The organism is Pseudomonas sp. GL_091 (assembly GCF_057837725.1).
In genome coordinates this window covers 4,691,934-4,708,956 of record NZ_CM174451.1, presented here as the reverse complement: position 1 = coordinate 4,708,956, position 17,023 = coordinate 4,691,934, and the positions used below count along the sequence as shown (strand labels likewise).

The following is a 17,023-nucleotide window of genomic DNA, read 5'->3' as shown; positions in this document are numbered from 1 at the left end:
GCAGAGTTAAGCCGTGTGCGGCATGGGCGACGCAGTCAGTAGTAAGTGCGGAACCAGGCAACGAAGCGCCCCAGTCCCTCATCGGGCACCCATAAAACCGGCCACTCCGGTGACGAGAGTCTTCATGAATGGACGGCCTCGGGCACGATGTGGCGTAAGCCAATGCCGCTGTAGTGCAGGCCGGCGGCCGCCACCTGTTCCGGGCTGTACAGGTTGCGCCCGTCCACGATCACCCGTTCACGCAGTTTGCTCGCCAGCATGTCGAAGTCGACCACGCGGAAGTTCTTCCACTCGGTGCAGATCACCAGGGCGTCAGCGTCTTCGAGTGTGTCATCGCGGGTGGCGCACAGATGCAGATCGTCGCGGTAACCGTAAATACGCCGGCATTCGGACATGGCTTCCGGGTCGTAGGCATGCACGCTCGCACCTTCGGCCCAGAGTGCCTCCATCAGGTAACGGCTCGGTGCTTCGCGCATGTCATCGGTGTTGGGTTTGAACGCCAGGCCCCACACGGCGATGGATTTGCCGGCCAGTCCGCCGGGAAATTGCGCCTTGAGTTTGCTGAACAGGATATGCCGCTGGTGGTCGTTGACGTCGGTCACGCTACGCAGCAACTTCAGGGGCATTCCGGCGTGTTCGGCGGTGTGCAACAGAGCGCGCAGGTCCTTGGGGAAGCAGGAACCGCCGAAGCCGCAACCGGGGTAGATGAAGTGGTAACCGATGCGCGGATCCGAACCGATGCCTTTGCGCACCGCCTCGATGTCCGCGCCCAACAATTCAGTGAGGTTGGCCAGTTCGTTCATGAAGCTGATACGCGTGGCCAGCATCGCATTCGCCGCGTACTTGGTCAGTTCGGCGCTGCGGTTGTCCATGAACATCAACTTGTCGTGGTTGCGGCAGAACGGCGCGTAGAGCTCACTCATCTGGCTGCGGGCTTCATCGTCACCGGTACCGACGATGATCCGGTCCGGGCGCATGCAATCGGCCAGGGCACTGCCTTCCTTGAGAAACTCCGGGTTGGACACCACCCGTACCTTCAGCGAACCTTTGCCGCGGCGCTGCAACTCTTCAAAGGCGGTGGCGCTGACCTGGTCTGCCGTGCCGACCGGCACCGTGGACTTGATGATCAGGGTGCGGTCGGCCTCCATGAAACCGGCAATCTGCCGAGCCACGTTCAGCACATGGCTGAGGTCGGCCGAACCGTCTTCGTCGGCGGGCGTACCGACGGCGATGAAGATCAGCTCGGCGTGCTCTACCGCATCGCTGGCCTGGGTGGTGAAGAGCAGGCGACCGGCCTTGATGTTTTCTTCAAGGGTGCCGGAAAGCCCCGGCTCACTGATCGGAGGCACGGCCTGTTGCAGTTGCCGGATCTTGTTCGGATCGATGTCGACACACAGGACGCGATGCCCGACATCAGCCAGTGCTGCTGCTTGTATCAGGCCAACATAGCCCGTACCAAATACGCTCACGTCCATATTAGCGTGCCTCGTAAAACGGTGGAGAGTTGCGAAATAAGACTGTCAAAAGGGGTATAGACCAGCCTAGGCAAGCCGTGTCAGCAAACCGGCATGTAAAAGAGGCGAGATACCCCCAAATGTGGGGGCTGTTGCCATCAAAGTCGCACCACCATTGGGTTTCCCCTCCGGCTTTGGCTGTTTGGTGAAAATCTCAAGAAAGCGACAAACGGTCGTAAGCCTTGAAGTACAAGGGTTGTAGCTACTTTAGTGTGTCATGTTTGAGTCACCGAATTAATGACGATTTCTAACAGAGTCCGACAGTTTTTACGCAAAGATGGCGCAACGCCGGTGTTAAAAAATGTCCGACAACCCATGGGTCCAGTGCCTGTCGAGTCATAGCAAATTGCGTGGTTTTTTATTGACCTTGCCGGGTTCGCCATGAGCCCGGTGCGCACCCCAGCCACCGCAGGCAGGCACGGTTGAAGCTTTGCACATCGCTGTAGCCCAGGCGGTCGGAAATCTCCACCAGTTCCAGGTCTGTCCCCTGCAAAAAGTCTTCGGCCCGGTAGCGGCGGTATTCGTCGAGCAACTCTGAAAAACTCCAGCCCAACGCCTTCAAGCGTCGGGCGGCGGTGCGCTCGAGCAAATGCTGGGTGGTACAGAATTGCTGCCAGTTGGCCACGGCGAGGTCGCCGATCAAATGGTCGCAGACTTGCTCCAGCAAGGTCGGTTCGCTGTTGCGTCGGGTCTGCTCCAGCAACTCGACCAGCGTGTGCTCCAGTTCATGATTGCCCGGCGTCAACGGGATGACGAACAGCTGTGGATCGAGGCGGATCGAGTGCTGCGCCTGCCCCCATTGCACCGGAGCGCGGAAGGCTTGTTGATGTTCCTGCGGATTGGCCGTGCAGACACCGGCCAGCCCGACGCCCAGAACCGGATCACGCTCCAGGCCGCTGGCGAGGAATTTGCGCCGCAACATGCTGCACAGGCTGATGAGGATGTAATCGGTGGTTGCCGCGCTGGTTTTCACGCTGCCGCGGTCGAGCAGGTGCAATTCGACGCTGTCGTCGCCGCGCACGATCTGCGCCTGGAAGTGCCCGTTGAAAAACGGAAAGAAGCGCACGAAATACTGGCAGGCGCTGTCCAGTGAGTCGGCCACGTCGAACAAGTACGTCAGGCCATTGGTGGCGGTGGAAACGAAACGCCGGCCGGCCGCCAGGCCGATCAGCGGATCGCCGGTCTGTTCCAGGGCAAACGCCCAGAAGCGCCGCGACATGAACAGCGGAATGCGCATGAATGGCGTGCGCAACTCGAACAGGCTGCGACGAAACAGGCCTTCGATGCGTTCCCGGTCCACGCCACGGGCCAGCAACTCTTCGATGGCCGGCAGCAGGGTCGGCGCGTAGAACGCATTGGGGATTGATTGATCGTGCAGTGGCTGATCGCTTTTTGTCATGTAGGGCTCACAGCTTGTTGCGGAACACTGGTTAGGCTGCCCGACGTTAAGCGATTTGCCGGAGCAAGACCATGCTTGATTTACGCCAGCTCGATTTGAACCTGTTGCTCGCCTTCGATGCGATTTACCAGCAGCGCAGCGTCACCCGTGCGGCCGAGGTGATGTGCCTGTCGCAACCGGCCATGAGCAATGCGTTGCGTCGCCTGCGCGAACTGTGCGGCGACCCGCTGTTCATCAAGAGTCGTCTGGGGGTGACGCCGACACTGGTCGCCCATCGTCTGGCCGACTACGTGCGTGCCGCGCTCGAGTCGTTGCGCGATGGCTTGCGCATGATTCCCGCCGCACGGCAGAACAATCCGCTGCTGCGCATCAGTTGTCTGGATTGCCTGCAACCGGTGCTGCTCGATGCCTTGCTCGAATCGCCCCACGCCGATTGGCAGGTACGTTATTTCCAGCCCCGGCGCCGCGACGCCTTGCAGGACCTGGCCAGCGGCAAGCTGGATATCCTGATCGACCTCGACCAGCCTCTGGCCGGGCTTGCCGGCCTGCACAAACAGGCATTGCCCGCCGACTATTACGTGTTCGCCTATGGCGCCGCACTCAAGGAACCGCCGCGGACTCTGCAGGACTATCTGGAGCAGCCACAGATTCAGGTATCCAGCCGCCGCGACGGGCTCAGCCCGGTGGACTTGCAGCTTGGCTTGAAAGGCCTGCGCCGCAATGTGGCGATGAGCACCCAAAGCACCCTGGCCGCAAAGCTCATCGCCGACCGCCAGCCGTTCGGCATCAGCCTGCCAAGCCGGGTCGCCAGTGTGCTGGGCTTGCAACACGTGCCGCTGCCGCTGGACGAACCGGTGGAGTTGAAACTGGCGCTGTACATCGAGTCGCGCTATCGCTTCGAGCGCAGCCGCGAGGAGGCGATGCACTGCCTGCTGCGCGCCCTCGGTGAGCCCCGGGCATTGCAGGCGCTGGCGCGGCGTGCGTGAACTCGAGGTGACATCAAACCCTGTGGGGGCGTGTGTAGTTCAGATGCACCTAATTCGACGCCAGCAAGCGCCGGTCGACCGTCAGCACCGCATCGACCATCGCCAGCGCGGCCGGTGTCAGGGAATGGCCGGCGCGGCTGACGATGCCGTAGTGCAATTGCAGGCCGGGGTCCTCCTTGGGGACATCGGTAAATTCCAGCAGCCGGATCAGACCCTGGTCGACCAGTTCGGCCAAGGCCTCCACGGTGGCGATGCCCACCGCGTCGGAGCGCATCACCACGCGGCGGATGGCATCGAATTGCGCGCATTCCACGCTCGGGTTGAAGTCCGCCTCGCCCTGCACGTCGGCGAGGATCTTGCGGATCATCGGCGGTATTCGCGTGCCGACCACCGCGTAGTCGAGCAAGGCGCGCAGGGACAGGTTCTGCTGCTGCACCAAGGGATGACCGATACGGCAAAAGAACCGACCACGTCGAGGGCGCAGCAGTTGCACCTGATATTGCGGGTCACCGGTGAAGTACCGCGCGTCGGCCACGAGGAATTCGATCTGCTGTTCGCGAAGCCAGACCGCCAGTTGCTCCCAGTCGCCCTGGTGGAAGCTGATGCGGATCGCCGGATGAGCCTGGATGAATTGTGCCAGCGCCTCGGGCACCAGCAACTGGGCCGGGTACGGGCCGCAACCGAAGTGCAACTCGCCACCGGTCAGGCCGTTGTATTGCGTCAGTTCGTTGTGCAGGGCCTGGCTGCCGGCGAGCAGGCGCCGGGCGTGTTGCAGCACCAGTTCACCCTGGCCAGTCAGGCGGAATTCGCGGCTGCTGCGTTCTACCAGCGCGCAGTCGAGGTCGCGCTCCAGGGTCTGGATGCTGCGACTGAAGGCGGGCTGGCTGAGGTTGATCGCCTCGGCGGCACGGCCGAAGTTGCGGTAATCGGCCAGGGCGACAAGGTGGCGGAGTTGTCGTAGGTCCATCATGCACCTCCTGCATTATGCGGATACTTTTAATGCATTGGATCGATAGCACAGAGGCTGGCATAAGTACACGCCTGTCTTCTCGCCGTAACGTGCCATGACCCGTCAACTGTTCATTTCCAGCGCCTTCACCCGCACCATTCTCAGCCATGCCCGGCAGTCCGGCCTGTGTCAGGACCAACTGCTGCAACGGGCCGGCATCTGCCTGTCGTTGCTCGAAGGGCAGGACCTGCATGTGCCCGTGCACCTGGTCGAACGCCTGTGGAATGAATGCGAACGTGCGGGCGCGGGGGTGTCGTTTGGCTGCGAACTGGTCAACGGCATGGCGACCACCACATTGCGGGGGTTGAACATTCTGCTGGACTCCGCCGCGACCCTGCGCGCGAGTCTGGCGTGCTTCACCGAATTTCTGCCACGGGTGACCAACTATGTGGTGGCGGAACTGGAGGAGGGTGACGGGCAGGCTCGCTTGCATTTGCGCAGTGTTGACCGGCAGCCGCATTTTTTCGGACTCGATGCGGCGACCCTCACGTTGGTGCGTAACATTGCCCGGCGTTTGGGGCGAGCGCCGGCGCAGGTGTTTGTCGCGGTCCACCTGACTCCGCAACAGGCTGCCGGGCAGTGGTTGCGTAGCGTGGGTATCGAGGTGCTGGAGGGGGCACATCCGTGTTTGAGCCTGTCAGCGGCTAGCCTCGATGAGCCTTTGCTGGGGGCCAATGGTTTTTTGCATCAGAGCATGTTGCGGCACTGGCAGACTGCTGCGGCGCAACCTACTCGCAGTGACAGTCTGGAGTTGGCGCGGCACTGGTTGACGGCGGGGGATCAGCCGATTGAGCGGATTGCCGAGCGGTTGGGGTATCGGCAGCCGAGTAATTTTATTCGGGCGTTTCGTAAGCAGTTCGGGATTACTCCGAAGCAGTTTCGTCTGGGGTTGTAGTCTTGGTTGAGTACATATCCGTTATTTAGGTAATGGCGACTTATGGTTTCGCCCTTACGGCGAGTCACTTTTTTTACAAACGCCTAAAAAAAGTAACCAAAAAAACGCTCGCCCCGAACGTACGGCCCCTCGCCAAGGCTCGGGGTTCCTTCGCTCCGGCATTCATCCGGGGGCATCGCCTCCGGTCGGCTTCGCTCGACCTCCTCTCGATGTGTTCGACTCCGTCGAACGGCGCTGCGCGCCCACCCCCGGATGAACGCCTCCACTCAGCCTGCCGAGGGGGCGGGTGGATCAAGATCAAGAGCTGCAGGCGAGCTAACGCTCGGCCTGATGAGTGGTGAAGAGCGACACGGTGGTGTGGGCTGCTCTGCTTTTGCTTTTCTGTAGGAGCGACGGTGCGGCGATCCGACCTGCTCGCGATAGCGGTGCATCAGTCAACACCAATGCCGGATGTAATGCCGCCATCGTGAGCAAGCTCGCTCCCACTGGGGATATGCAGTGTTCTGACAGCCCTGTTTAAAAGCCGTCAGCCACTATTCCTGAAAGCCACACCGCCTTGCGTCGTTGCCTACAACTACGCCAGAATCCGCCGGCTTGTGAGTCTTGTACCCGGCCTTTATCGTTTCCCTGTCGCTGCAATTTCAGCGGCCGGGTTTAGCGACCCGACCAGGTATAAGCGCAACAAGGCTCCAGTCTCTATTGCACATATTCGTGTGTTTGCAATTTTCGACATGGTGGCTGTGCGCGGGAGGCCTTCGGGTCTGCCGGGTCTTATACCTCCCGGTTCGCTAACCTGCGTACAGCTGCCACCCTTACTTGTTTAGCGACGGGTTTTGGTGGTTTCACCAGGTATAAAGGAGCTCCGCCATGTTCAAACCAACCCCGAATCCCCCGCAATCCGACGACGTTTCCCCCTACGATTCACTCGACTCCAGAAAGCTCCACGAAGCCGCCGACCGCGCACTGGATCACTACCTAAACCCCGTAAAAGATCCGGCTCCATCGCACAAACCCAGCACGATGTTTGTCATCGCCCCCGACATCAATACCGAAACTCTATTGGCCCACGCCTGCGAATCCCTGGCCTCGGCCAGCATCATGGCCAGTGACCTTGCGGGATTTCTGCAAAGCCCTCATCGCAACGCGCTGCTGGGGATTGCGCAGATCATCATGCTCGGTGAGCTGGCGGTGAATCGCGCGCTGGATAATCTCGACCCGCAGGAATAACCCGGTAGAAACAACAACAAATAAACCTGTGGGAGCGAGCAAGCTCGCTCCCACAGGGATCTGTGTCGATGGGCAGTTCTCAGTCCACACTGCAAACAGAGCACGTACATTCAATTTTTCCTCCCCCCGTCCCGTCACTATCGAACCCGGTCCCGGCGCATCGACGCCGGTGGTTTTTCATTTGTGCGGGTGGGCCATGGACGCTTCGCGACGCGATGATCGGGCGCAAGACTGGGGGCTGCTGTTCCTGCGGGGCAGCGGCGGGTTGTTCCTGTTGTGGGTGCACGGTTTGCCCAAGCTGCTTCACTACAGTGCCGAACTGCAAAACATCGAAGACCCTTTCCACCTGGGCGCGAACCTGACGCTGATGCTGGCGATTTTCGCCGAAGTGGTGTGCCCGCTGCTGATCGTCGCCGGGTTGCTGGCGCGTCTGGCGTGTTTGCCTATTCTGTTTTTGCTGTGGGTGTCGATGTTGGTCGTGCATCCGCAGTGGACCTTCTTCGAAGGCCAGTTCGGCTGGCTGTTGCTGATCGTGTTCACCAGCATTTTCATCGCCGGGCCGGGACGGCTGGCGCTCAATGTCCGTTTCGCCGGAGCCTTGCGTTATGTCTGAACTCAATCGCCGTGAGCCGGCCAGTCCGGGGCCTGATGAGGTGGTGACCCTGATCGTCAAGCACCGGGTCAAGGCCGGTTTTGAAGTACCTTATGAAGCCTGGCTGCGCAACATCGTCAAGGTGGCCGCGCAGAACGTCGGGCATTTGGGCGTGGATGTGGTGCGCGGCAAGCACGCCGGCCTCGACACCTACACCAGTGTGCTGCGCTTTTGCTCGACCGAGGCGATGCAACGCTGGCTCGATTCGCCGCAACGCCAGGAACTGGTCAACGAAGCCGCGCCGATGCTGGCCGATGGCGACCAGACCGAAGTCAATCCGGTCAACGAGTTCTGGTTCTCGCCCCAGGCCGAGGCCGGTACGCCACCGCCGCGCTGGAAGCAGGCCGTGGTGACGCTGCTGGTGATCCTGCCGCACACCTTGCTGGTGCCGCTGCTCTGGGGGCCACTGCTACGGCTCAACGCATTTCTTTCCAACTACGTGGTGGCCACGTTCCTGATCACACTGACCATCGTGCTGTCGGTGGTTTACATCTTCATGCCCATGGCGACGCGCCTGTTCGCGTCCTGGCTGTCTCCCTCAACATTGCACGAGGAACCGTGATGAACGCCGATCTGATTCTGTTCAATGGTCAATTCCATACCGTTGACCGCGAAAAACCGCTCGCCAGCGCCGTGGCGATCAGCGACGGGCGTTTTGTCGCGGTCGGCAGCGATGCCCAAGCCATGGCCTTGCGTGGTTCAGGCACACAAGTGATCGACCTCAAGGGTCGCTGCGTGATTCCCGGGCTCAACGACTCGCACTTGCACCTGATCCGTGGCGGCCTGAACTACAACCTGGAACTGCGTTGGGAAGGCGTGCCGTCCCTGGCCGATGCCTTGCGCATGCTTAAGGATCAGGCTGACCGCACGCCAACGCCGCAGTGGGTGCGGGTGGTCGGTGGCTGGAACGAGTTCCAGTTCGCCGAAAAGCGCATGCCGACCCTGGCGGAGCTCAACCAGGCGGCACCGGACACGCCGGTGTTCGTGCTGCACCTGTACGACCGCGCCTTGCTCAACCGTGCCGCGTTGCGCGTCGCCGGTTACACCCGCGACACGCCGAACCCGCCGGGTGGCGAGATCGTGCGTGACGCCAATGGCGAGCCGACCGGCATGCTGGTGGCGCGGCCCAACGCGATGATTCTGTACTCGACCCTGGCCAAGGGGCCGAAGCTGCCGCTGGAGTATCAGGTCAACTCGACCCGGCAGTTCATGCGCGAACTCAATCGCCTGGGCCTGACCAGCGCCATTGATGCCGGCGGCGGTTTCCAGAATTACCCGGACGATTACCAGGTGATCGAACAGTTGGCGAAGGACGAGCAACTGACCGTACGCATCGCCTACAACCTGTTCACCCAGAAGCCCAAGGAAGAGTTGACTGACTTCAAGAACTGGACCGGCAGCGTGAAGCTGCACCAGGGCGACGATTACCTGCGGCACAACGGCGCCGGGGAAATGCTGGTGTTCTCGGCGGCGGACTTCGAAGACTTCCTCGAACCGCGCCCGGACCTGCCGCAAACCATGGAAGCCGAGCTGGAGCCGGTGGTGCGCCACCTCGTCGAGCAACGCTGGCCGTTCCGTTTGCACGCCACCTACAACGAATCCATCAGCCGCATGCTCGACGTGTTCGAGAAGGTCAACCGCGACATTCCGTTCAACGGCTTGCCATGGTTTTTTGACCACGCCGAAACCATCACCCCGCAGAACATCGAGCGGGTGAGGGCGCTGGGTGGCGGCATTGCGATTCAGGATCGCATGGCGTTCCAGGGTGAATATTTCGTCGAGCGTTACGGCGCGAAAGCGGCCGAAGCCACGCCACCGATCAAACGCATGCTGGCCGAGGGCGTACCGGTGGGCGCCGGTACCGACGCGACGCGGGTGTCGAGTTACAACCCGTGGACCTCGCTGTACTGGATGGTCAGTGGTCGCACCGTCGGCGGCATGGAGTTGCACGCCGAAGGCCTTTCACGCCTGACGGCGCTGGAACTGTTCACCCACGGCAGCGCCTGGTTCTCTTCGGAGCAAGGCAAGAAGGGCCAGATCAAGGTCGGGCAACTGGCTGACGTCGCCGCTCTCAGTGCGGATTTTTTCAGCGTCGATGAAGAGGCGATCAAGTGGATCGAGTCGGTGTTGACGGTGGTCGGCGGCAAGGTGGTGTACGGCGCCGGTGACTTCGAGAAGCTCGGGCCGGCCAGCGTACCGGTGCTGCCGGACTGGTCGCCGGTGGTGAAGGTGTCGGGCCACTGGCGCCCGACGTCGCCGATGCAGGCCCAGGTTCACCATTGCAGCGGCCCGTGTGCGGTGCATTCCCACAGTCATGAACGAGCGCGCCTGTCGAACGCGCCGGTCAGCGATTTTGCCGGTTTCTGGGGCGCCTTTGGCTGCTCGTGTTTTGCCTTCTGACGAATTCAAAAAAAGCGCCGGCCCGACAGGTCGGCGCTGACTGCGACAACCATCCATCAAGGAGCTTCCAATGAGCAACGTTCCGTACAAACGCCTGAACAAAGACGATGCCGTGGTATTGCTGGTCGACCACCAGACCGGTCTGATCTCGCTGGTACAGGATTTCTCGCCCAACGAGTTCAAGAACAACGTGCTGGCGCTGGGCGACATCGCCAAGTTCTTCAAACTGCCGACCATCCTCACCACCAGTTTCGACAGCGGCCCGAACGGTCCGATCGTGCCGGAGCTCAAGGCGCAGTTCCCGGACGCGCCGTTCATTGCACGCCCGGGCCAGATCAACGCCTGGGACAACGAAGACTTCGTCAAGGCGATCAAGGCCACCGGTCGCAAGCAACTGATCATCGCCGGTGTGGTGACCGACGTGTGCGTGGCGTTCCCGACCCTGTCGGCCATTGCCGAAGGCTTTGAGGTGTTTGTGGTGACCGACGCTTCCGGCACCTTCAACACCACCGTGCAACAAGCTGCCTGGGCGCGCATGTCGGCCGCCGGTGCGCAACTGCTGAACTGGTTCTCGGTAGCCTGCGAGCTGCAAGGCGACTGGCGCAACGACATGGAAGGCCTGGCCAACCTGCTGTCCGAGCGCCTGCCGAACTATCGCAATCTGATCAACAGCTACACCAAATTTACGGCCAGGTAAGTACGCTGCACTTGTAGGAGCGAGCCTGCTCGCGATTGCGGTCTGCCATTCAATATCGATGCTGGCTGATCCACCGCTATCGCGAGCAGGCTCGCTCCTACAGGGCTTTGTGTGATCTGTTGATCAGCGGTTCTGCAACCAACTCAAAAAACCACCTTTCTTGACCGCCACCGGCTTGGCCATCAGCGCCATCCGGCTGTTCTGCTGGCGCACTGCTTGCAGCTTGTTCAACGCCCGGTCGACTTCCCGTCGTTGCTCCATGCAACTGCGGGTCAGGGATTTGTCGAGACGGTAGATGATGCTTGAGGTCATGGCGGTGAACCGTGCCTGGGACGGGGTGTCGGCGAGGATGCTTTGTTCGCCCATGACTTCACTCGGCCCCATACGGCCGGCTTCGATCTGCGTGCTGCCATCGGGGACGGTAGCGCTGACCACGCCGGTGGCGATGACGAACAAACTGTCCGGCACTTCCTCCAGATCCAGCACCACCTCACCGGCCGCGTATTGCTGCGCCACCATGTTCTGGGCCAGGCGATCACGTTCCTCGGCGCTCAGGGAACGGAAGATCTTCACTTCATCGAGCAAGGCCCGTGCGCGGGTCGACGGCTCGATCACGCCATCGGGCTGCCGGGAAATGCCTGCAGCTTCGAGGTGCCGATGGGCCAGGTCGAACAGTTGATTGCGCACTTCACCCTTTTTGCCCAATTCGGCGATGAAACCGCTGGCCACGTATTCGGACATGGTTTCGCCGGCCTCCTTGAGCACGGCTTTCGGCGCCGGATCGAGCAGCAGACTGCTGCTGCCCTGAAGGGTGCGGTCCAGGGCATCGAGTACCCGACGCGGGCGGATGTGGTTGGGCACCTGAATGCTGATCGACACGCCGTGCATGTTGGTCGGGCGGCTGAGGTTGACGATCTTTGCCTTGGCCGCCACCGAGTTCGGCACCACCGCGGTGCTGCCGGCGCTGGTCAGCAGGTGGGTGGCGCGCCAGTCGATGTCCAGCACCTTGCCTTCGACACCGTCGATGGAGACCCAGTCATCGACCTGGTACGGCTTGGTGGTGTTGAGCACGATGCCGGAGAACACGTCGCTCAAGGTGCTCTGCAATGCCAGGCCCACCACGATGGCGACGACGCCGGAGGTCGCCAGCAAACCTTTCACCGGCAGCTCCAGCACGTAGCCGGCGGCGGCCACCACGGCAATCAGGAACACCAGTGCGCCGATGACATCCTGCAACAGCCGGCCGCTGTGGCCGATGCGCCGCATCAGGGCCAGGCCGATCACTTCGGTGAGCACCCGCGCGGCGTACAGCCACCAGAGAATCCCAAGTGCCGTGGCCCCCAGTTGCGCCACGCGATCATCGGCAAACAATGGCGCCTGCAACGGGCTGACGCCGGCGTTGATGAGCACCGCGCTGAACAGTAGAAACAGCACCAGGCGCACGCCGACCCGGCTGACGCGATGCTTGAACGGCGCGAGGTGCCAGAGCAGGGCGTCGATGGCCAGCAGCAGGGTGCTCAGGGAAAGCAAATGCTCAAGGAGCAAGGACATGGGGAAACTCCATTTAAATGTTTGCGGCAAACTGATCGCAGATCCTTCGGAGAAGGTGATTTCAGCGCGGTGAACGAAGATTAATGGTGTGCCTGGAAGGGAAAAAGCGGCTATAAAGTGTTTGACTGTCAACCGGAAAGTGACAATGAACCCCTTCGAAGATATGCGTATTTTTTGCCAGGTCATGGACTCCGGCAGCTTCACGGCCGCGGCCGATCAACTGGGCCTGTCCAAGCAGTTTGTCAGCCGCCGCTTGATGCAACTCGAAGAGCGCCTGGGCGTGCGCTTGCTCAATCGCTCGACCCGGCGACTGGATGTCACGCCGCTGGGGCAGAGCTATTACGAGTCAGCCTTGCGCCTGCTCAGCGAAGTCGAACAAGTGGAGCAGGGCATCGCCGGCCAGACCACCGAGCCACGGGGGACCATTCGTGTGAGTGCCCCGCTGTCGTTCGCACTGGCGCATCTGGGGTGCCTGTTGCCAGTGTTTTTGCAGCGTTATCGCGACGTGACGGTGGAGATGGATTTGAGCGATCGTCCCGTGGATTTGCTTGGCGAGGGCTACGACCTGGCGCTGCGCATCGGCACGCTCGAGGACTCGACGCTAATTGCCCGGCGGATTGCCTCCATTGAGCGGGTGTATTGCGCAAGCCCCGCATACCTGACCGAACGCGGCACACCGCTCAAGCCTGAAGACTTGCACGGTCATGACTGTCTGCCGTACGGCCATGGTCGCCAGGTGCAATGGCGTTTTGTGGGGCAGGGCAAGCCATTGAGCGTCAATGTCAGCGGGCGGATGCGGGTCAACAACGGTGAATTGCTCAAGGATGCGGCGATCGCCGGGCTGGGGATCACGTATTTGCCGACGTTCATTGTCGGCTCGGCGTTGAAGGATGGACGGCTGGTGGAGGTGCTGGAGGATTTTCGGCCGGAGCCGCTGACGTTGTCGGCGGTCTATCCGCAACACCGACAGAGTTCGCGGCCGGTGCAGGCGCTGGTTGAATTCTTGCGCGAGGAACTGGATCAGTCTGAGGGTGGGTTGTAAGGATATGGTTCACACAATCTATTGTGGGAGCGAGCAAGTCGGATCGCCGCACCGTCGCTCCCACAGGGTTTTGTGTTGTATGGGAATCAGCGCGGATCAGGTCCTTTTGTCATCGCCGGGTTCGGCATGGGCGCCACGGTCATCACCGGGCTCGCCATTGGCATGGACACCACGGTCATCGCCGGGCTCGCCATTGGCATGGACGCCACGGTCATCGCCGGGCTCGCCATTGGCATGGACGCCACGGTCATCGCCGGGCTCGCCATTGGCATGGACGCCACGATCATCGCCGGGTTCGCCATTGGCATGGACGCCACGATCATCCCCGGGTTCATCATGGGTGCCGCTGCGTCCTGAGGACGAGGCCGTTCCGGAGTGACTCGAACCGCTGTTGGCACTGCCATGGCCGCTGTTGCTGCCATGGTCGCCGCTATGGCCGCTGCCGCTGTTGCCACCACTGCCGCTTCCACCGTGACTGCCGCCGCCACCACCACCGCTGCCTCCACCGCCTCCACTGCCGCCGCCACCGCCGCCGCCACTTCCACCGCCGCCACCACTACCGCCACCGCCACCACTTCCGCCACCACCACCGCCGCCACTACCCCCATCCTTGGCCTGAGCACTGGATACTCCGGACAGGCTGTCCGGAATCAATACGGTAGACGCCGACAGAACCGCGCCAATAGCTACTGCCAGTAAAAGCTTATTGATGAGCATGTCGTTCTCCGTCTTTTTATTCAGATTGGAACGTTGATGAACATTGCAATGTGTTGCTTTTTTCCCGTAGGAACTTAATGAACAGTTCAACGAACCGATTTATTCGGTTGCAGCGTTGAAAAAGAATGCGACGTACAGCCAGGCCCAGTTCTAAAGGGGCAGCTCCAAAGGGTCAGTGGATGCTCGAGGCCAGTTCGAAAATCGGGATGTACATCAGGATCACGATCACCCCGATCAACAGGCCGATGAAGGTCATGAGCAAGGGTTCGAACAGCCGCACGAACCATTCGATCCAGCGGCTGATTTCTTCGTCGTAGAAGTCGGCGCTGCGCTCCATCATCTGCCCGAGGTTGCCGGACTGTTCGCCGGCGCGCAGCAGGCGCAGGGATACGGGGGTCACCAGGTGATTGAGTTCCAGCGCGGCAGACAGTGATTGCCCCTCGCGCACCCGCTCGCAGGCCTGGTCCAGGCGCGTGCGGGAGGCGACGCTGAGCAAGCCACGGACCATGCCCATGGCGGTGACCAGTGGAATGCCGCCTTGCAGCAGAATCCCCAGCGAGCGGTAGAAGCGCGCCAGTTCATACATGAAGATGCGCTGGTGCACCGCGGGGAGTTTTTCGATCATGCGGTCCAGCCCCCGACGAAAGGCCGGTTGGCGCTGGAGCAGGATGAGGGCGACGATGATGGCCAGCAAGCCCCCGAAGAATTCGCCCTGGTGGGCATGCAGGAACATGCCGCTGCTCATCAGGATCTGCGACAACCACGGCAGGTTCGATCCCAGCCCTTCGAACACCAGGCTGAAGCGCGGTACGACATAACCCATCAAAAACAAAACCACCCCACCTCCGACCACCAGCAACAGCATGGGGTAGATCGAAGCGCTGACGATCTTCTGGCGAACCTCGTCCATGCGTTGGCGATAGCTGACATATCGGCCCAGGGCATCGCCCACGGCACCGGTTTTCTCACTGGATTGCACCAGCGCCACGTACAAAGGCGGGAAAATGGCCGACAGCTGCCCCAAGGCCTGGGAAAACGATTTGCCCTCGTACAGCAAGCGCACCAGTTCACTCAGGGTCTTGCGGGCTTGTGGCGCGTTTTCCTTTTCCGCCAGGCTTTCCAGCGCATCGATCAACGGCAGGCCGGCGTTGAGCAAGGTGGTCAGTTCCTGGCTGAACAACACCAGGTTGAACGTCTCGCGCTTGTGCAGGCGCAACGCGCGCCAATGTCGCTCGGCGTGCAGGCTGACCACCCGCAGGCCCTGGTCTTCGGCGATGCGCCTGGCTTCGCTGTGCCCCGGCGCCTCGACGGTCATCGAGATGACACCGGCCTTGCCGACGGCCTTGAGATGAAAGCGCATGGTCGCCATTCCCGTCAGTTCCAGTTGGTGACTTCGGCGTTCTCGCCTTCGCCACCGGGCTGCCCGTCTTTGCCCATGGACAACAGGTCGTACTCGCTGTTTTCACCGGGATAGCGATAGCTGTAGTTGCGGCCCCAGGGGTCTTGCGGGAGTTTTTTCTGCAGGTACGGGCCGGTCCAGTGCGGTTCGTCGGCAGGGGCAGTGACCAGCGCCTGCAAGCCCTGTTCGGTCGACGGGTAATGGCCAACCTCCAGGCGGTAAAGGTCCAGGGCTTTGCTCAGGCCTTCTATTTGCGCCTTGGCCACTTTCACTTCGGAACGGCCCAGTTGGGCGAAATACTTCGGCGCCACGATGCCGGCCAACAACCCCAGTACCACCAGCACCACCAACAGTTCGAGCAAGGTGAAACCGCTTTGGGGTCGCCGGGCATAACACAGTCGCTGATTCATGATGACCTCATAACAGTCGGCAGCAGAGTTGCCATGTAGTTGCTATGTAACTGCATGCAATTGCCATGCTCACGATTGGTGATCCTTGCGCACCCCCCGTGCTACGGGCTTTCTCACTAACGGCACAGTGCTTGCGTATGGCTGGTGCACGACTGGCCATTGGGTCAAAACCCCCAATTTTCGGGGCCGGGAAGGGGAGGTATAACAATGAAATCACTCACCACCGGGTTGCTGGGAATTCTTGCGTTGGCCGGCGTCGCACAGGCCGATGTGTTTGTTTCCGTGGACGCCAATGGCAGCTACGTCCTGTCCAATGTCCACCGCCCCGGACGCCACTATGAACGGGTGATTCATGAGCCCGATGCGGCGGTCGTCAGCCTCGATCAGCAACCGCAGATGATCGCCGCGCAACCCTATGCCGAGCTGGTGTCGGCGGCAGCCAGGGCCAATGAACTGCCGGCGGCGCTGCTGCACGCAGTGATCAAGACCGAATCCAGCTACAACGCCCGCGCTACCTCGCCCAGGGGCGCGCGCGGGCTGATGCAGTTGATGCCCGACACCGCCCGCGAAATGGGTGTGACCAACGTCTACGACCCCAAGGCCAACATCCAGGGCGGCGCCCGCTATCTCAAGCGCCTGATGACGATGTTCGACAACGATATCCGCCTCGCCGTGGCCGCCTATAACGCCGGCCCGCAAGCGGTGCTCAGCCGGGGCAACGTGGTCCCGCCGTTCGCCGAAACCCAGCGTTATGTACCCAGTGTGCTGAACCAGTACCGGCGTTTGCAGGGATTGTCCGCGGATGCGCCGCTGTGATCGAAAATCGGGGGAGTGGGGCGGTTTTCCCCAATAGTGGGGAATAGTGGCCCCGGCGAGAAAGTGGGGGGGTTGGGTGGGGAATATCCCCCGGCTTATCAAGTCGTGATTATAACTAGCTGATTAATAACGTATTATTTTGTGGCATGCGGATTGCTCCGGACGATTTGTCGAGAAGTGTTCCCCGATAACCCGCAGCGAGGCCCGAGTCCATGATCGGCATATCCCAGGCTTCGTCCTTGATTAGTTTGCTGTTGTTGGTGACATCGATGCTCGGCATCGAGATTGCCGGCTAGCAGATTCCGAAGG

17 protein-coding genes are annotated in these 17,023 nt (G+C 61.2%); 9 read left to right on the top strand and 8 right to left on the bottom strand.

Annotated elements, in window-relative coordinates; genetic code table 11:
- Positions 1-122: 122 nt before the first annotated feature.
- Together AC3ITY_RS21410 and AC3ITY_RS21405 are read right to left on the bottom strand one after the other, a co-directional pair.
- Positions 123-1,475 carry a UDP-glucose dehydrogenase family protein gene (locus tag AC3ITY_RS21410; RefSeq protein WP_489304773.1) on the bottom strand — a complete coding sequence of 451 codons (1,353 nt, stop codon included), beginning with the start codon at positions 1,473-1,475 and terminating at the stop codon, positions 123-125.
- Between the two features lie 397 nt (positions 1,476-1,872).
- A complete protein-coding gene (locus tag AC3ITY_RS21405; protein WP_489304772.1) occupies positions 1,873-2,913 on the bottom strand; it encodes an AraC family transcriptional regulator ligand-binding domain-containing protein in 1,041 nt (346 codons plus the stop codon).
- A gap of 71 nt (positions 2,914-2,984) precedes the next feature.
- Here AC3ITY_RS21405 and AC3ITY_RS21400 point away from each other — a divergent pair, with 71 nt between their 5' ends.
- Positions 2,985-3,899 carry a LysR family transcriptional regulator gene (locus tag AC3ITY_RS21400; protein ID WP_489304770.1) on the top strand — a complete coding sequence of 305 codons (915 nt, stop codon included), beginning with the start codon at positions 2,985-2,987 and terminating at the stop codon, positions 3,897-3,899.
- 49 nt (positions 3,900-3,948) lie between these two features.
- On the opposite strand, the gene AC3ITY_RS21395 is transcribed toward AC3ITY_RS21400, so the two are convergent.
- Positions 3,949-4,869 carry a LysR family transcriptional regulator gene (locus tag AC3ITY_RS21395; protein ID WP_489304768.1) on the bottom strand — a complete coding sequence of 307 codons (921 nt, stop codon included), beginning with the start codon at positions 4,867-4,869 and terminating at the stop codon, positions 3,949-3,951.
- Between the two features lie 94 nt (positions 4,870-4,963).
- Between AC3ITY_RS21395 and AC3ITY_RS21390 the strand changes: the two genes are divergently transcribed.
- From AC3ITY_RS21390 to ycaC, 6 genes are all read left to right on the top strand, one after another.
- Entirely contained in the window at positions 4,964-5,803 is an 840-nt protein-coding gene (locus AC3ITY_RS21390; protein ID WP_489304766.1) for an AraC family transcriptional regulator, read from the top strand.
- Positions 5,804-6,670: 867 nt separating this feature from the next.
- Positions 6,671-7,030: a DUF6124 family protein gene (locus AC3ITY_RS21385; RefSeq protein WP_489304765.1), complete on the top strand. Its 360-nt coding sequence runs from the start codon at positions 6,671-6,673 to the stop codon at positions 7,028-7,030.
- 196 nt (positions 7,031-7,226) lie between these two features.
- Positions 7,227-7,643, top strand: coding sequence for a DoxX family protein (locus AC3ITY_RS21380; protein WP_489304764.1), 417 nt, complete (start codon positions 7,227-7,229; stop codon positions 7,641-7,643).
- Positions 7,636-8,244 (top strand): antibiotic biosynthesis monooxygenase, encoded by a 609-nt coding sequence (locus tag AC3ITY_RS21375; RefSeq protein ID WP_489304763.1) that lies wholly within the window; start codon positions 7,636-7,638, stop codon positions 8,242-8,244. Before AC3ITY_RS21380 ends, AC3ITY_RS21375 begins: the two co-directional genes overlap by 8 nt.
- Positions 8,244-10,082: an amidohydrolase gene (locus AC3ITY_RS21370; protein ID WP_489304761.1), complete on the top strand. Its 1,839-nt coding sequence runs from the start codon at positions 8,244-8,246 to the stop codon at positions 10,080-10,082. Before AC3ITY_RS21375 ends, AC3ITY_RS21370 begins: the two co-directional genes overlap by 1 nt.
- Before the next feature lie 70 nt (positions 10,083-10,152).
- Positions 10,153-10,779: an isochorismate family cysteine hydrolase YcaC gene (gene ycaC, locus AC3ITY_RS21365; protein ID WP_489304759.1), complete on the top strand. Its 627-nt coding sequence runs from the start codon at positions 10,153-10,155 to the stop codon at positions 10,777-10,779.
- A 123-nt stretch (positions 10,780-10,902) separates the two neighbouring features.
- On the opposite strand, the gene AC3ITY_RS21360 is transcribed toward ycaC, so the two are convergent.
- Positions 10,903-12,330 carry a mechanosensitive ion channel domain-containing protein gene (locus AC3ITY_RS21360; protein WP_489304757.1) on the bottom strand — a complete coding sequence of 476 codons (1,428 nt, stop codon included), beginning with the start codon at positions 12,328-12,330 and terminating at the stop codon, positions 10,903-10,905.
- Between the two features lie 145 nt (positions 12,331-12,475).
- On the opposite strand from AC3ITY_RS21360, the gene AC3ITY_RS21355 reads away from it, so the two are divergent.
- Positions 12,476-13,372: a LysR family transcriptional regulator gene (locus AC3ITY_RS21355; RefSeq protein ID WP_489304755.1), complete on the top strand. Its 897-nt coding sequence runs from the start codon at positions 12,476-12,478 to the stop codon at positions 13,370-13,372.
- Between the two features lie 96 nt (positions 13,373-13,468).
- On the opposite strand, the gene AC3ITY_RS21350 is transcribed toward AC3ITY_RS21355, so the two are convergent.
- The 3 genes from AC3ITY_RS21350 to gspG form a co-directional block, all read right to left on the bottom strand.
- Positions 13,469-14,089: a hypothetical protein gene (locus tag AC3ITY_RS21350; RefSeq protein ID WP_489304754.1), complete on the bottom strand. Its 621-nt coding sequence runs from the start codon at positions 14,087-14,089 to the stop codon at positions 13,469-13,471.
- A gap of 172 nt (positions 14,090-14,261) precedes the next feature.
- Complete coding sequence (locus AC3ITY_RS21345; RefSeq protein WP_489304753.1) at positions 14,262-15,449, bottom strand: type II secretion system F family protein; 1,188 nt, start codon at positions 15,447-15,449, stop codon at positions 14,262-14,264.
- Positions 15,450-15,463: 14 nt separating this feature from the next.
- Positions 15,464-15,898 carry a type II secretion system major pseudopilin GspG gene (gspG, locus tag AC3ITY_RS21340; RefSeq protein WP_489304751.1) on the bottom strand — a complete coding sequence of 145 codons (435 nt, stop codon included), beginning with the start codon at positions 15,896-15,898 and terminating at the stop codon, positions 15,464-15,466.
- 207 nt (positions 15,899-16,105) lie between these two features.
- Between gspG and AC3ITY_RS21335 the strand changes: the two genes are divergently transcribed.
- Positions 16,106-16,714 carry a lytic transglycosylase domain-containing protein gene (locus AC3ITY_RS21335; RefSeq protein ID WP_489304750.1) on the top strand — a complete coding sequence of 203 codons (609 nt, stop codon included), beginning with the start codon at positions 16,106-16,108 and terminating at the stop codon, positions 16,712-16,714.
- A gap of 115 nt (positions 16,715-16,829) precedes the next feature.
- Here AC3ITY_RS21335 and AC3ITY_RS21330 read toward each other — a convergent pair whose 3' ends face one another.
- The gene (locus tag AC3ITY_RS21330) at positions 16,830-16,994 is read right to left on the bottom strand and encodes a hypothetical protein (protein WP_489304749.1); all 165 of its coding nucleotides are present in this window, start codon (positions 16,992-16,994) and stop codon (positions 16,830-16,832) included.
- Between the last annotated feature and the right edge of the window lie 29 nt (positions 16,995-17,023).

Excerpts from the sequence above, each read along its gene's own strand:
- AC3ITY_RS21410 (WP_489304773.1), bottom strand. The coding sequence starts at position 1,475 with ATGGACGTGAGCGTATTTGGTACGGGCTATGTTGGCCTGATACAAGCA.
- AC3ITY_RS21405 (WP_489304772.1), bottom strand. The coding sequence starts at position 2,913 with ATGACAAAAAGCGATCAGCCACTGCACGATCAATCAATCCCCAATGCG.
- AC3ITY_RS21400 (WP_489304770.1), top strand. The coding sequence starts at position 2,985 with ATGCTTGATTTACGCCAGCTCGATTTGAACCTGTTGCTCGCCTTCGAT.
- AC3ITY_RS21395 (WP_489304768.1), bottom strand. The coding sequence starts at position 4,869 with ATGATGGACCTACGACAACTCCGCCACCTTGTCGCCCTGGCCGATTAC.
- AC3ITY_RS21390 (WP_489304766.1), top strand. The coding sequence starts at position 4,964 with ATGACCCGTCAACTGTTCATTTCCAGCGCCTTCACCCGCACCATTCTC.
- AC3ITY_RS21385 (WP_489304765.1), top strand. The coding sequence starts at position 6,671 with ATGTTCAAACCAACCCCGAATCCCCCGCAATCCGACGACGTTTCCCCC.
- AC3ITY_RS21380 (WP_489304764.1), top strand. The coding sequence starts at position 7,227 with ATGGACGCTTCGCGACGCGATGATCGGGCGCAAGACTGGGGGCTGCTG.
- AC3ITY_RS21375 (WP_489304763.1), top strand. The coding sequence starts at position 7,636 with ATGTCTGAACTCAATCGCCGTGAGCCGGCCAGTCCGGGGCCTGATGAG.
- AC3ITY_RS21370 (WP_489304761.1), top strand. The coding sequence starts at position 8,244 with ATGAACGCCGATCTGATTCTGTTCAATGGTCAATTCCATACCGTTGAC.
- ycaC (WP_489304759.1), top strand. The coding sequence starts at position 10,153 with ATGAGCAACGTTCCGTACAAACGCCTGAACAAAGACGATGCCGTGGTA.
- AC3ITY_RS21360 (WP_489304757.1), bottom strand. The coding sequence starts at position 12,330 with ATGTCCTTGCTCCTTGAGCATTTGCTTTCCCTGAGCACCCTGCTGCTG.
- AC3ITY_RS21355 (WP_489304755.1), top strand. The coding sequence starts at position 12,476 with ATGAACCCCTTCGAAGATATGCGTATTTTTTGCCAGGTCATGGACTCC.
- AC3ITY_RS21350 (WP_489304754.1), bottom strand. The coding sequence starts at position 14,089 with ATGCTCATCAATAAGCTTTTACTGGCAGTAGCTATTGGCGCGGTTCTG.
- AC3ITY_RS21345 (WP_489304753.1), bottom strand. The coding sequence starts at position 15,449 with ATGCGCTTTCATCTCAAGGCCGTCGGCAAGGCCGGTGTCATCTCGATG.
- gspG (WP_489304751.1), bottom strand. The coding sequence starts at position 15,898 with ATGAATCAGCGACTGTGTTATGCCCGGCGACCCCAAAGCGGTTTCACC.
- AC3ITY_RS21335 (WP_489304750.1), top strand. The coding sequence starts at position 16,106 with ATGAAATCACTCACCACCGGGTTGCTGGGAATTCTTGCGTTGGCCGGC.
- AC3ITY_RS21330 (WP_489304749.1), bottom strand. The coding sequence starts at position 16,994 with ATGCCGAGCATCGATGTCACCAACAACAGCAAACTAATCAAGGACGAA.